9 protein-coding genes are annotated in these 14,239 nt (G+C 54.9%); 2 read left to right on the forward strand and 7 right to left on the reverse strand.

Going from position 1 to position 14,239, the window contains the following annotated elements; genetic code table 11:
- Positions 1-96: 96 nt before the first annotated feature.
- The 7 genes from A8O25_RS00365 to A8O25_RS00400 all read right to left on the reverse strand — a co-directional run bounded on the left by A8O25_RS00365 (position 97) and on the right by A8O25_RS00400 (position 8,193).
- Entirely contained in the window at positions 97-573 is a 477-nt protein-coding gene (locus A8O25_RS00365) for a helix-turn-helix domain-containing protein (protein WP_066829288.1), read from the reverse strand.
- Positions 574-811: 238 nt separating this feature from the next.
- Positions 812-1,804, reverse strand: a complete 993-nt coding sequence (locus tag A8O25_RS00370; RefSeq protein ID WP_066829558.1) for a PDDEXK nuclease domain-containing protein — start codon at positions 1,802-1,804, stop codon at positions 812-814.
- A 308-nt stretch (positions 1,805-2,112) separates the two neighbouring features.
- On the reverse strand, positions 2,113-3,441 hold the full coding sequence (locus tag A8O25_RS00375) for an FG-GAP-like repeat-containing protein (protein WP_338152719.1): 1,329 nt from the start codon (positions 3,439-3,441) through the stop codon (positions 2,113-2,115).
- Positions 3,336-4,787 (reverse strand): LamG-like jellyroll fold domain-containing protein, encoded by a 1,452-nt coding sequence (locus tag A8O25_RS00380; RefSeq protein ID WP_066829296.1) that lies wholly within the window; start codon positions 4,785-4,787, stop codon positions 3,336-3,338. The genes A8O25_RS00375 and A8O25_RS00380 overlap by 106 nt, the downstream gene beginning before the upstream one ends.
- Before the next feature lie 306 nt (positions 4,788-5,093).
- Positions 5,094-6,497: an NAD(P)(+) transhydrogenase (Re/Si-specific) subunit beta gene (locus A8O25_RS00390; protein ID WP_066829302.1), complete on the reverse strand. Its 1,404-nt coding sequence runs from the start codon at positions 6,495-6,497 to the stop codon at positions 5,094-5,096.
- 12 nt (positions 6,498-6,509) lie between these two features.
- On the reverse strand, positions 6,510-6,797 hold the full coding sequence (locus A8O25_RS00395) for an NAD(P) transhydrogenase subunit alpha part 2 (RefSeq protein WP_066829305.1): 288 nt from the start codon (positions 6,795-6,797) through the stop codon (positions 6,510-6,512).
- Between the two features lie 262 nt (positions 6,798-7,059).
- Entirely contained in the window at positions 7,060-8,193 is a 1,134-nt protein-coding gene (locus tag A8O25_RS00400) for a Re/Si-specific NAD(P)(+) transhydrogenase subunit alpha (RefSeq protein WP_066829308.1), read from the reverse strand.
- A 461-nt stretch (positions 8,194-8,654) separates the two neighbouring features.
- On the opposite strand from A8O25_RS00400, the gene A8O25_RS00405 reads away from it, so the two are divergent.
- Both A8O25_RS00405 and rocD read left to right on the forward strand, forming a co-directional pair.
- Complete coding sequence (locus A8O25_RS00405; RefSeq protein ID WP_066829311.1) at positions 8,655-11,288, forward strand: glycoside hydrolase family 3 protein; 2,634 nt, start codon at positions 8,655-8,657, stop codon at positions 11,286-11,288.
- A gap of 1,254 nt (positions 11,289-12,542) precedes the next feature.
- Positions 12,543-13,784 carry an ornithine--oxo-acid transaminase gene (gene rocD, locus A8O25_RS00410; protein WP_066829314.1) on the forward strand — a complete coding sequence of 414 codons (1,242 nt, stop codon included), beginning with the start codon at positions 12,543-12,545 and terminating at the stop codon, positions 13,782-13,784.
- The last annotated feature ends 455 nt before the right edge of the window (positions 13,785-14,239 follow it).

Raw genomic sequence — 14,239 nt, forward strand, 5'->3', positions numbered from 1 at the left:
TAGCCGCCCTTAGAATTGCCGCAATATTGAGGAAATATAGGAAGAAGAAGGTGCCCACAAGGAGGAAAGAAGGCCTGGCCTTAAAGTAATAGGCGCTCACCATCTGCACCAGAAATGCCAGGAGCAACGCCAGGTGCATGCCAATGCACCACATGATCTGGAAGTTGATGATACGGGCGCCGCCGCGTGGCCGGGTAACCCTTTCTGCTTTTTCCAGAGCCACAGCGGCAGCAGAAACCCCAGGTACGGCAGCAGCAGAAATGCAAAGGCCGCCAAATTGATTTGCTGCAGGTTGGCGGCAGGAACGGCTTCTGGGGCGGTGGGGGGAGGCACGGGCGCTACGGCGGCGGGCGGTTCTGCCTGCGCCACATCTGGAGCTGTGCTCGGCGTCAGTTCTTCCAGCGGAATGGCTAACGCCTGAGCCAAAGCTTTCAAGGTATAGCCCCGGGGTAGGCTCTCTTCCCGCTCAATGCGCTGAATAGTCCGGAGGCTGATCTGGGAGAGGTCTGCGAGTTCTTCCTGTGACAAGCCTTTGCGCTTCCGTTCCCCAACAATCTTCTGGGCTAAGGTCATGTTCTGTGGTGCTGGCTTTTTTTCCTCATGGGTCCCGGCCGAAAGAAGGGGCCGTAAACACGAAGGTACTGGTTTTGCCGGAATAGCCGCGTCTTAATGGGGTGCTACCTGCATAGAAAACGGGTGTCAGTGTCTGGGTGTGCAATGCCTGCAGCTCAACCGGGCGCGGGCGGTACAGGAGAGGCACCGTCTGCCGTAGTTGCCGCTGCCAGTTATTTTTCTTTCACCCGCTCATAGCTTACAGCAGTTTTTCCAGTTCAGCAGAAAGTGCCGCCTTGTCTGGGAGGTAGAGCTGGTATTTACTCACGAAAAGCTGGTTGCTGATGTTTTCAGTGGCGTACTCCACCAGAACCTGGTCTTTGTACGCACCCAGCACAATGCCAATGGGCGGATTGTCGCCTTCCACGTTTTCTTCTTTGGCGAAGTAGTTCAGGTACAGGTTCATCTGGCCAATGTCCTGGTGTTCAATTTCGCCGCGCTTCAGGTCTATCAACACAAAGCACTTCAGAATGCGGTGGTAGAAAACCAGGTCCACAAAGAAGTGCCTATTGGCCAGGCTGATTTTATATTGCCGGCCAATAAACGCGAAGCCCTTGCCCAGTTCCAGCAGAAACTGCTCTAAGTTCTGGATCAGTTTTTCTTCCAGTTCGCCTTCTTTGTAGTGGTATTGCTGCGGAATACCTAAAAATTCAAACACGTACGGGTCTTTGAGAATATCAGCGGGCTTTTGAACATCCGCCCCTTGTTCGGCTATCTGCAAAATGCCGGCCTTGTCTTTGCTCAGCGCTAACCGCTGGAACAACAGACTTTTCATCTGGCGCTTCAGCTCCCGAACACTCCAGTCTTCCTTTTCGCACTGTCTGGTGTAGAAGCTGACTTCTAAGTCAGTATCAGCTTTTAGTATTTCATTGTAATGGCTCCAGCTTAATTGTCCAGACTGTGTCTGGATTTTTGGAAACCGGGTGTAGAATTGTCTTATTTGGAACAAGTTAGATCGGCTAAATCCCTTCCCGTAGGCCAAGGTAAGTTCTTTTGAAAGGCGGTCAAGCAAATTAGCGCCATATTCGGCTTTTGCGTTTCCGCCTTGCTCAAATTCTACTATGTGCCGGCCTATCTGCCAGTAGGTTTGCACCAGAATGGTATTGATGGCGCGCCCCGCCTGCGCCCGCCCGGCGTCCAGCAGGGAGCCAATTTGCTGCACCAGCCCATTGTATGGTGGTACTTCTTTCATGCAGTTCCTTTCCCAAGTATTAGAAGCCAGGCTTGGCTTTCTTTCACAAGATACCGAAACTACCTCACCGCCCCAAAACAAAAGGAGCCCTGAAATTTCCATTTCCGGGCTCCTTTTTCAAAAACAGGTCAAAAACGCCAATGCCTCACAGTGCTTTGTCATTCTTAATTCCTAATTGGAGCATAGCTACCCTAACGCCATCTCCTTATCAAAGGAAACAGGGAGAGGTAAGTGTTCTTGGGCTGAGCAATTATTCAAAAAGAATTCAAGGAGCTGGTGCGCCTCAACTCCTTAAAACGGAGCAGATGTTACTCACCGCTCTTTATTAGCTTGAAGGTACTAGTGCCGCTCTCGGTTTCTATTTTCAGCAGGAACAGCTGGTTGGCCTGTTTACCTAAGTCAAAGGTAAAGGTCAGGGTGCCTGCTTTCCGGAAGGTCTTTTTCTGCACTACTTTGCCGCTAGTGGTAACTACGGTGGCGGTAAGTTTGCCCGTGTATGGCCCGTCTACCTGCACCTGCACTTTGCCAGAGGTAGGGTTAGGGAATACCCGCGTGTGTTTTACAATAACCTCATCTTGCGCCGCCGTAAGGGTAAAGGCAAAAGCAGCCGAAGTGGCTTTGCAACCAGCCGCGTTGCTGACTTCTACTTTGTACTGGCCAGAAGCAGTTGGGGTGATAGACCGAGTGGTTTCGGTTAAGGGTACATCATTTCTAAACCACTTGTAAGAAGCCCCTTCTGTAGAAATAAGTTGGTTTCCGTTCTGGGTAATACTGGCTTGTGGAAGGGGGGCTACCACTACATTGGCCACTAAGCTGGTATCGGCGGGGTACTCACCGTTCTTCACTACAACGCGGTATCTGCCAGGAATGGTGACCGTGTAACTGGGGTTTGTGGCATTGCTAATTGCCTCTCCGTCTTTAAGCCAGAGGTAGGTGTTATTGGGCTTAGCAGGGGTGTTCAACTGCAGCCCGTTGGCAGCGTCTTGGCAAAGGGCCTGCTCCCCAATAAGGTTAAGCGGAGCGGTGGAATACGCCAGAAGCTGTACGTTTTCTCCCACGTAAGCGACATTCCCTTTCACAGACACAATGTCCTGGTCACCGTCGCCGTCCACATCGGCGGCGCGCATGGGGCCATCTGAGGGTGGCAAACTCACTGGCGCCTGCTTGAACCGGGCATTGCCCACCCCAATGAAAAGATTGTTGTTGACTGCGCCGTTGCTGCTCAAAAGCAGGTCAAGAATTCCGTCTTTGTTGAAATCTACAGTGTCTACCCACTTAATCCAGCCCTCTGAGGAAAACTCTTGGGTGATGCGGCTAGAGGCGTCTGTGAAGCTAGCGTTACCGTTGTTCAGCAAGAGTTGCAGGAACGCTCCTTTGTAAAACGGCTGCCCTGGGGTGTTGGAGGAGATAACATCCAAGTCGCCGTCTTTATCGAAATCAGCGACGGCAAAAGCCACGGTAATCCAGTTATTGCCCGGCACTTTCCGGTCAATGGCGTTTTCCTTGATGGTGAACACGCCGCTGCCGTTGTTCAGCAGCACCAGGTTACCAGCAGTGTTTTCGTCGCCGCCCAGGAATAGGTCTTGGTCACCGTCGCCGTCAAAATCTGCGAAAGCGCTGGAGGTAAACGCCCCCAGGTGCTTGCCGCCACAGCCACCGGCAAATTGTTAGTGCCCACAGAGAACACGCCGCTGCCGTTGTTCAGGTAAATGAGCGGTCCATTAGTGCCCCCGCCAATGTTGGCCATGTACAGGTCTACATCGTTGTCGCCGTCAATGTCGGCGGCAGATACGTGGTGGGTAAAGTCAATAGACTGCGGAAAGTGCGTGGAGGTGACGTTGCGGAGCGTGCCATCGGCCTGGCCAAACAAGAGCTGGCTCTGCTCACCCGGAAATGGATGGGTATCGGTACCGTGGCCAATCATCACCAAATCTTTAAAACCGTCTTTGTTGAAGTCGGCTACGGCAATGTGGCGGGGGTGCACCATTTCCAACCCAGCCGGAATGAAAGTGGCGGTTTGATTGGTAACCGTCAGGTTCTGGTGCGTGGCCAATACCTGAATAGGTCTGAACGTGCCCGGAAACGGGGTAGGCGGCCAGGCTATGGAAACACCCAGAAACTCCAGGCGGCCGTCTTGGTTAATATCCATTGGGTAGATGTCTTCCAGGCCATGCGGCAACGCCGGCGAGATGGTGGTGGCCCTTGAGGCAAAAAAAGGTTCTTTCTCAGTATAAAACGTGCTGTGCCAGATAGGATCCTGTGGATCAGCAGTTGCGGTCATGCCCAGCGTGGCATGTAGGTTGTTTCCTGATCTGTCTTGCGCCATTTGGCCAGAACCCTCGTCCAGCATCCAGAAAGCCACCAAGCCATTGGCATTAGCGGCGGGAACGGCTTGCGCCACCGCCTGCACCTCTGCCGCTGAGAGCGCTCTGCTCCACACCCCCACCTGCTTAATGTAGGCATTGGAGCCGCAGCAGTAATTGCCTTTGTTAATGCCGCCGCCAATGCCGAAGGGCACGTTGTTGCTCTGGGGAAGGCCGGGGCTTTGGATAGAACCTGCCAGCTGCCCGTTGATGTACAGCTGCATGGTGCCACCAGACAAGGTAGCGGCCATGTGGGTCCAGGTGTTTAGCGGTATGTCATTTGGTGAGGCAATGCTTCTGTAAGTACCCGCCGCCCCGGTGGTTTGGACAAACTCCACCCGGTTGCCGGTGTTGTTCCAGCCCAGCACGTACGTCATCCAGGGATCGGTGTCACGGTCGGTAGCTGGTTTGCCCACTATAAGGCTGTGGGGGGTGCGGGCGGTGGGGTTTACCCAAGCCGAAAAAGTAAACTCGCCTCCCAATTTAAGACGGTCATCTACTGGCGCAAAGACACCGCTGTTGTTGAATTTAAGTATGTTGCTCTGGCCAGGGGCAGTGATCTGAGCGCTTCCTATTAAAGAAACACAGCACAAGAGGAAGGTGAGTATAGATTTCTGCATATATAACTTTAAATAAAAATACGGTGGTGCTTAACTTAATCAAAGTTAATGGATTACATGTATGGTAGATGCTGAAAGTAAGAAGATTTTTATTAGGAAACAGAGCCAGAAGAGCCTTGGGTTGCACAAGTAAATGAAGTAGACGCTTAAGGCTGCTACTTCATTTACTTGGTTATTTAAACCTAAACCAAAAGGAGCCCGGAAATTTCTATTTCCGGGCTCCTTTTCCAAAAACAGGTCAAAAACAGCTTTGGTCTGCCACGCCTTGTGTTGCACGGCAAGACCCATTCCTACTTCCCCATGAACTCACGCGGTGGCCATCTCCTTCAGTTCGCTCACCACCTTGGTCATTGAGGCTTTGGCATCGCCAAACAGCATGAGGCAGTTGGGGTACCCGAAAAGCTCGTTCTCAATACCGGCGTACCCGGCGGCCATGCCGCGCTTGCAGACAATGACGGTGCGGGCCTTGTCTGCGTTGAGCACGGGCATGCCGTAGATGGGGCTGCCGGGGTTGGTGCGGGCGGCAGGGTTCACCACGTCATTCGCGCCAATGATGAGGCAGATGTCAGTGTTGGCGAACTCGTCGTTGATGTGGTCCATCTCAATGAGCTTGTCATAGGGAATATTGGCCTCGGCCAGGAGCACGTTCATGTGGCCCGGCATACGGCCCGCCACCGGGTGAATGGCAAATTTCACGCTGGTGCCGCGTTTCTCCAGCAGGTCAGTAAGCTCACGCACTACGTGCTGGGCCTGCGCCACCGCCATGCCGTACCCCGGCACAATGATCACGCTGCTGGCGGAGTCAAAGAGCATGGCGCTTTCTTCCACGCCCACCTCTTTCACCACAATTTCTTCGCCGCCCCCGCTAGCTGCCGCGCCGCCCGTCTGCCCGAAGCCGCCCAGTAGCACGTTCACCAGCGACCGGTTCATGGCTTTGCACATAATCTGCGTGAGAATAATGCCTGAGGCGCCCACCAGCGCGCCCGTGATAATGAGTACCTGGTTGTTCAGCACAAAGCCCGTGGCACAGGCCGCAATGCCAGAATACGAGTTCAGGAGCGAAATCACCACCGGCATATCGGCGCCGCCAATAGGAATCACCGTGAGTACGCCCAGCAGCAGCGCAATGGCCAGCACGGCAATCATCCAGAGCTCAAAGTTAGGGTCCAGCACCACCAGCACGCTGAACGCCAGTACCGCCAGAAACAGCAACGCATTCAGCGCGTGCTGCCCCGTGAACGTAATGGCGCGGCCGTTGATGAGGCCCTTCAGCTTCCCAAACGCCACCAACGAGCCCGTGAACGTGACCGCCCCAATAAGGATACTGATCACCACTGTCACCGCTACCACCACCGGCATGGTCAGGCTGGCCTCGTGCGCCTGCCGCCAGTATTCAGAAGCCGCCACCAAAACGCTTGACGCCCCCCCGAACCCGTTGAAAATAGCCACCATCTCGGGCATATTGGTCATCTCCACGCGCTGCGCCGCAAACCAGCCCACCGCCGAGGCGATCAGAATCGTCACAAAAATCTCTGTGAAGCTCAATACCTGGCTGTTCAGCAGCGTAGCCACCACCGCAATAAACATGGCTACCGCCGAAAGTGTGTTCCCTTTTCGGGCCGAACTGGTTTTGCCCAGCATCTTTATGCCCATGATAAACAGCACCGACGCCACCAGATAGGCGATTTGAATCAATAAGTCAGTAGTCATGTCTGCGCCGCGTTATTTCTTCTTCTTAAACATTTTAAGCATGCGGTCAGTGACCACGTAGCCGCCCACCACGTTGAGCGTGGCCAGGAACAAGGCCGCCACCCCCAGCCATTTGCTCACACTGTGGTCCAGCGGACCCGCCGCCACAATGGCCCCCACAATGGTAATCCCAGAGATAGCGTTAGACCCAGACATGAGGGGGGTGTGCAGCGTGGGCGGCACCTTAGAAATCAGCTCAAACCCCACAAAGCTGGCCAACACCAGCACGTAGAGGAGCACAATTAAAGCTTCTGCGTTCATATTTTTAATTGTTGATCGTTCAATAGTTGATTGTTTTTGATACTCCCCCCTTTGCAGGGGGGAGGGGGATGTTTACACCTGCCGGTCCACGCATTTCTGCTGAGGTAGAGACCAGCACGCTGTCTCTCTGCTCTGCGATGGCCGTTACAGAACATACCTGCTGACAAACAGTCTTCCACTATACCTCCCTCCAAAGAAGGGAATAACCAGCAGTGCGGGGGAGACAAGGCGGTGCCTGGTCTCTACATGGTCAAATCCCCCCTTACACCGTCTTTGCCAGAATATCTTTGGTGAATTGGTGCACCAGCGCACCTTGGTGCGTGATGAGCGACCCCTTGGTGACTTCCTCGTCCAGCTCCCATTTAAAACCGTCTTTGGTGGCCAGGTGCAACAGCAGCGTGCTGATGTTCTTGGCGTAGAGTTCGCTGGCGTTGGTAGAAACCATGGCGGGCAAATTGGCTTCCCCAATAATGGTGACACCGTGCCGTACCACCGTCTGGTTAAATTCGCTGAGGGCGCAGTTCCCGCCTGACTCCACGGCCATGTCTACAATCACCGAGCCCGGTTTCATGCTCTGCACCATCTCCGCAGTGACCAGCAGGGGCGCTTTCTTGCCAATGACCAGGGCGGTCGTGATCACAATATCGGCCTCGGCAATATGTTTGGAGATAAGTTCTTTCTGCTTCTGCAGGTACTCGGCAGAAACTTCTTTGGCGTAACCGCCTTCGGTTTGTACGCCCTCGGCCTGCACTTCCAGGAACCGGCCGCCCAGAGACTCTACCTGTTCTTTGGTTTCTGGCCTCACATCTGTGACCTCTACCACGGCGCCCAGGCGTTTGGCGGTGGCAATGGCCTGCAAACCGGCCACGCCCGCGCCAAAAATGAGCACGCGCGCCGGGGTGATGGTGCCCGCCGCCGTCATCATGAGCGGGAAAATCTTGCCCAGCGCGTTGGCACCCAGCAGCACTGATTTATACCCCGCCAGGTTGGCCTGCGAGCTCAGCGCGTCCATCTTCTGCGCCCGGGAGATACGGGGCACGGCGTCCATGGCGAACGCGGAGATGCGTTTCTGCACCAGCGCCTCTACTATGTCTGGAATGGTGTAGGCGTACAGGAAAGAGAGCACGGCGCTGCCTTCGCGCAGCAGGTGCACCTCTTCAACGGTAGGCGCGTTGACTTTCAGGAGCACATCAGCGTCAGCCAGCAGGGCGGTCCTGTCTGGGAAAATGAGGCCCCCGGCCTGCTCATAGGCGCTGTCATAGAAGCCGGTGGCTTCGCCCGCGCCGCTCTCTATGCCACAGCTGAAGCCCGCTTTGGTCAGCGACTTCACCACGTCTGGGCTCAGCGCCACCCGCCGTTCAGGTACTTTGGTTTCTTTGAGTACTGCTACTTTCAAGGTTCTTGGGTTAACGTGAGATAGCAAAGTAAGGGGCAGAATTACCCCATAAATGCCACAAAGTCAAGGAAGTTCTTAAATATTAGTATAAGCTAATGTTTGGTAGGGAAAGGCGGCAGGGCAGGTAGTAAGGAGAGTGGGAAAGCTGTTTTGGAGCTGTTTTTCTGAAAACAGCCCCAAAACAGGTCTTGGGGTTCAGGGGCTTTAACCAGCCGAAAGCCCGGGAGGGCCAGGTTCCTGTTTTTGGCCTATTTTCCTGAAAACAAGCCGAAAACAGGAAAGCGGCGAAGCTGCCTGATGCCAGGGTTTCTCTGCTCAGGCGCCGGGTTTACCCGCGCGGTCAACGGCTTGCCCGGGGTTCAGGCAGAACCCGCAGAGAGCTGGGTTTATATTTTTGCAACCGATTTCATATATCCAGAAACATTCCCCAACTTAGGAGGCGCAACCGTTCAGCAGAGCCTATGAAAAGAGTCTTAACGTTTCTCCTTTTAGCTGTGGCGCTGGGGGCCGTCTCATTTACCCCCGCCCAGGAAGATGCCTTTCAATATCCGTTCCAGAACCCCAACCTGACTATTGAAGCGCGGGTGAATGATCTGGTGTCGCGCCTGACCTTAGAGGAGAAGGTGGCGCAGATGCTGAACGCGGCCCCCGCCATTGACCGCCTGGGCATTCCCAGCTATGACTGGTGGAACGAGGTGCTGCACGGCGTGGCCCGTACGCCGTATAAAGTAACCGTTTATCCGCAGGCCATAGGCATGGCGGCTACGTTTGATACCACCTCGCTGCAGGTCATGGCAGATTACTCGGCCTTAGAGGGGCGGGCAATTTATAACAAGGCTATCGCCGAAGGCAAATCTGGCCAGCGCTACGTGGGCTTAACCTACTGGACACCCAACATCAACATCTTCCGGGACCCGCGCTGGGGACGGGGGCAGGAAACCTACGGCGAAGACCCGTTCCTCACCGCCATGCTGGGCCGGGCGTTTGTGCGCGGCCTGCAGGGCGATGACCCCAAATACCTGAAAGCGGCGGCCTGCGCCAAACACTACGCCGTGCACAGCGGGCCTGAGCCTGAGCGCCACGTGTTCAACGCCCAAGCCACCAACTATGACCTTTGGGATACGTATCTGCCCGCCTTTGAGGAGCTGGTGGTGAACGCCAAGGTGGCGGGCGTGATGTGCGCCTACAACGCGTTCAGGGGCCAGCCCTGCTGCGGCTCAGACGTACTCATGAATGACATTCTGCGCAACCAGTGGCAGTTCACGGGCTATGTGACCTCAGACTGCTGGGCCGTTGACGACTTCTTCAAAAACCATAAAACCCACCCAGACGCGGCCTCGGCCTCAGCCGATGCCGTGATGCACGGCACTGATATTGACTGCGGCACTGATGCTTACAAAGCGCTGGTGCAGGCCGTGAAAGACGGTAAAATCACCGAGCGCATGATTGATGTGTCTGTGAAGCGGTTGTTCACCATCCGGTTCCGGTTGGGTATGTTTGATCCCGTGGCGCTGGTGAAATATGCCCAGACCTCGCCTGAGGTTTTAGAAAGTGCGCCGCACAAAGCTCACTCGCTCAAGATGGCGCAGCAGTCTATGGTGCTGTTGAAGAATGACAAAAACACGCTCCCACTCAAGAAAAACCTGAAGAAAATTGCCGTGATTGGCCCTAACGCCAACAACCCCATTGCGGTGCTGGGCAACTACAACGGTACGCCGTCTACCATTGTCACGGCGTTGCAGGGCATCAAAAACAAAGTGGGGTCGGGCACCGAAGTGGTCTACGAGCAGGCCACTACCTTCACCAAAGACACGCTGCTGGTGTACACCAACATCAGCTCCCAGCTGAGCTTTGACGGCAAAGCAGGTGTGCGCGCCGAATATTTTAACAACAGAGACCTGAAAGGCGAGCCCGTGGCCACCCGTCAGGAGCCTGCCATCAACAATGCGTGGCAGGAGGGCGAAACCGTGGTGGGCAGCATGAAAGCTTACAACTTCTCGGCCCGCTATACCACAGACTATACCGCCAGCGCCACCGGCTCCATCACCCTGGAACTGGAAGGCGACGACGGCTACCGTTTACTGGTAGACGGCAAGGAAACGCTCAACGCCTGGGAGCGCAACCGCTGGGGGGCCAAGAATTTTAAACTGCCTACCAAACAAGGCCAGAAATACCGGCTGGTGCTGGAGTATGTGCAGCGCGAAGGCAAGGCTTCTGTGCAGCTGCGCGCGGGCAACTTCGCCAAAACCGACTTCAAAGCCCTGGCCAACCGGGTGAAAGATGCAGACGTCCTCATCTACGTAGGCGGTATCTCCCCGCAACTGGAGGGCGAGGAAATGCAGGTGAACGAACCTGGCTTCAACGGCGGCGACCGTACCTCTATTCTGCTGCCCCGTGTGCAGACCGAGGTGATGAAGGCGCTCAAAGCCACGGGCAAGCCGGTAGTGTTTGTGATGATGACGGGCAGCGCCATTGCCATTCCGTGGGAGGCCCAGAACCTTCCCGCCATTGTGAACGCGTGGTACGCGGGGCAGTCAGCGGGTACGGCTATCGCCGATGTGCTGTTTGGCGACTACAACCCCGCGGGCCGCCTGCCCGTGACCTTCTACAAGAGCGACAGCGACCTTCCGCCGTTTGGCGACTACACCATGGACAACCGCACGTACCGCTATTTCAAAGGGCAACCGCTGTACGGCTTCGGGCACGGTCTGAGCTACACCACCTTTCAATATGACCAGCTGGAGGTGCCAAAGAGCAGCCGCGTGAATTCGCCTGTCCCTGTGCGGGTGCGGGTCACCAACTCGGGCAAACTAGACGGCGAGGAAGTGGTGCAGCTGTACGTGAGCAAGCAGGTGCCCGGCTATAAAACGCCTATCAGGGCCTTGAAAGGTTTCAAACGTATTTCCCTGAAACGCGGCGAGAGCCAGGTAGTCACCTTTGAACTTCGACCGCAGGATTTGGCGGTTATTTCCCAAGACGGCTCCGCCGAATATGAGGCGGGCACGGTGCAGATCAGCGTGGGCGGCAGTCAGCCAGATGCGCAGAGCAAGAAGAGTAGGAAGACTGTTGAGGGGCGTATGGCGTTGGTGAAGTAGGGTTGTTTGCATTTTAGGAAACCTGTTTTTGGCTTGTTTTTCAGAAAACAGGTCAGAAACGGGTTTTTATTTTAGGTGTCTTGTGGTCATGCTGCTGCAGGGGCCATGCGTAGTTTGCTGCTCCCTTGGCGTTGCCGCTTGATGCGTTGTTTTAGTAGCTGTGTTGTTTCATCTTTTCCGGTAAGCGCTCACGGCCGCGGGGCCCCGTCCTGCCGGTTCGCACTGCTGTTAAAACTAGGCCCTCCGGCCTTGCCGCTGGAGCGGCACCGTATTAACAGAGGCGCTCACCGCCAAGACTGGTTTGGGTTCCCCTCCTGATCAGCTTCTCTGGTTATATCTGTACCAGTAGGTAACTGCTGCTGATCCGCTAGCCTGGGGCGAGCCCGTGCTGCGCACATCAGCCAGGGGCAGAAGTGCTAATTAACAGAGGTGCCACTAGCAGAAGTGTTGATTGTTCATTGTTGTTTCTTTACTTACTTATTGCTGCTTGTTTGTCACAATCTCTGGTTCAAGTTTCCAACTTGGACCTATAATGGCGGAAGCTTTCAGCTTCCATGAGGCGGCAGCCTCACATTACCTCTGCCCTCTATAGCTCCCTCTTCTGCCCCTCTATGGCGCGGAAGTTACTTCCGTGCCTTCTAACTCCAGCTGATACTCCCGCTTGCGCGAGTCCCCAGACGCGTGCCTACTGATGACGGGCGGTCTCAGCCTGCCCTCGCGGCGCGGCTGCGAAACCAGGCATTGCTGCTTCATTCGTATTGAATTGCCTAAAGAAAAAAGGAAGGACTCAAGACTCAGGACTCAGAACTCACTCTGATGCTCCCCCTTTGAAGAGGGCGAAGGGGGAGGTTGACACAGGAGGACACACATTGCTGAGGTACGGTCACCCGCCATTTGTCCTACGCATTCTAGATCAATCCCCTCCCGGGAGGGGTTGGGGTGGGTCTCACGCATGGCAAGTTGTTTCACAACCGAAGCCAAGATCACATGCTTGACTCAGAACTCAAGACTCAGGAGTTCTACCAGGCCCCGTACCGTCCTGATGAGGCCTGCGGGCGTCTGTGCCCATTTCCTGTTTTCGGCCTGTTTTTCTAAAAACAGCCCCAAAACGGGTTTCCCTCTGCAGTGGGTTCTAAAGCCGCTTCTGAAATAAAGTGTTTTCGTTACTTTTATCTTGCAAGGCAGAACATCCGTATCTAAATAGAAAAGGAGAGTCTTGCCTGATTCTTACACCCACACAAAACTGATCGCTGCATGAACACCTCAACCATTACCTCAAGCCAACAAGCCATTGCGCTGGAAGACAAATACGGTGCCCACAATTACCACCCGTTGCCCGTGGTCTTGAGCCGCGGCGAAGGCGTCTTTCTCTGGGATGTGGAGGGAAAACGGTACTATGATTTTCTTTCGGCCTACAGTGCCGTGAACCAGGGGCACTGCCACCCGCGCATTATTGGGGCACTCACGCAGCAGGCGCAGCAGCTCACCCTCACCTCCCGCGCCTTCTACAATGACAAACTCGGCCCCGCCGAAAAGTACCTGTCTGAGCTGTTTGGCTATGACAAGGCGCTGTTGATGAACTCGGGCGCTGAAGCCGTGGAGACTGCCCTAAAGCTGGCCCGCAAGTGGGGGTACACCCAGAAAGGGATTCCGCCGCATGAGGCTGAGGTGGTAGTGGTGGAGCACAATTTTCACGGCCGTACCACGGGAATTATCTCTTTCAGCACTGACCCCAGCAGTACCAGAGGGTTTGGGCCTTACATGCCGGGCTACAAGGTGATCCCGTATGACAACCTGGCCGCGCTGGAGCAAACCCTGAAAGAGAACGCCCACGTCTGTGCCTTCCTGCTGGAACCCATTCAGGGCGAAGCGGGCGTAGTAGTTCCCTCAGAAGGGTATCTGGCGGGCGCCAAGGCGCTGTGCGAACAATACAACGTGCTCCTGATCATTGACGAGATCCAGACCGGCATTGGCCGCACGGGTAAAATGCTGGCCTCTGAGTATGAAGGCGTGAAACCAGACATCCTTATCCTGGGCAAGGCCCTGTCTGGCGGCGTGCTCCCTGTTTCTGCGGCACTGGCCAATGATGAGGTCATGCTCTGCATCCAGCCCGGTGAGCACGGCTCTACCTTTGGCGGCAACCCCTTGGCCTGTGCCGTGACGGTGGCCGCGTTAGAAGTAATAGAAGAGGAGCATCTGGTAGAAAATGCCCGCCGCCTGGGAGAAGTCTTCCGGGCCCGCATGAACCAACTCAAAGAAAAGCACCCCGAGCTGGTGTCACTGGTACGCGGCCGGGGCCTTCTGAACGCTGTGATTATCAAGCCCACAGCAGACGGGCGCACCGCCTGGGATGTATGCGTGAAACTGATGGAGAACGGCCTGCTCGCCAAGCCCACCCACGGCGACATTATCCGGTTCGCGCCGCCGCTGGTGATTACCCAGGAGCAGTTGCACACCTGCTGTGATATCATTGCCCAAACGCTTGAGGAGTTTTAACTTTTTGCTGCAACCTATTCTCGGCCTTTGGCCATGGCATAATAACCTGTTTTTGGCCTGTTTTGCAGAAAACAGGTCAAAACAGGTTATAACTTTTGCTTCAGGTTGCGTTCAGTTGAACCTCACTTCTTTGGCCAAAGGCCGAAGACAGCTCCCCCTTTCTTAGGGCAAGGGAAGACACCCGCCGCAGCGAAAGACAGAAATCCAGTTGCTTTTCTAGCTTATCATTCTGAAAGAATCTTGGGGGCGATCTAGAAAAGCCTCTGCCGTTTGCCACCAAGCTCTCATCAGAAAGGCAGAAGCATGCTTAGCAACAGACTTTCCAGAAAATTTGAATTAGGTTTTAAAATATTCAGAATCAGATGATTTTAATTTAAAATGCTGAAACACGCATTCCGTCCCCCTTTGAAGGGGGTAGGGGGATGACCAAGGCCGTTGAAGAACAGCCAGCTTTA

Origin of the sequence: Rufibacter ruber, from assembly GCF_001647275.1 — a bacterium.
GTDB classification, from domain to species: Bacteria; Bacteroidota; Bacteroidia; order Cytophagales; family Hymenobacteraceae; genus Nibribacter; species Nibribacter ruber_C.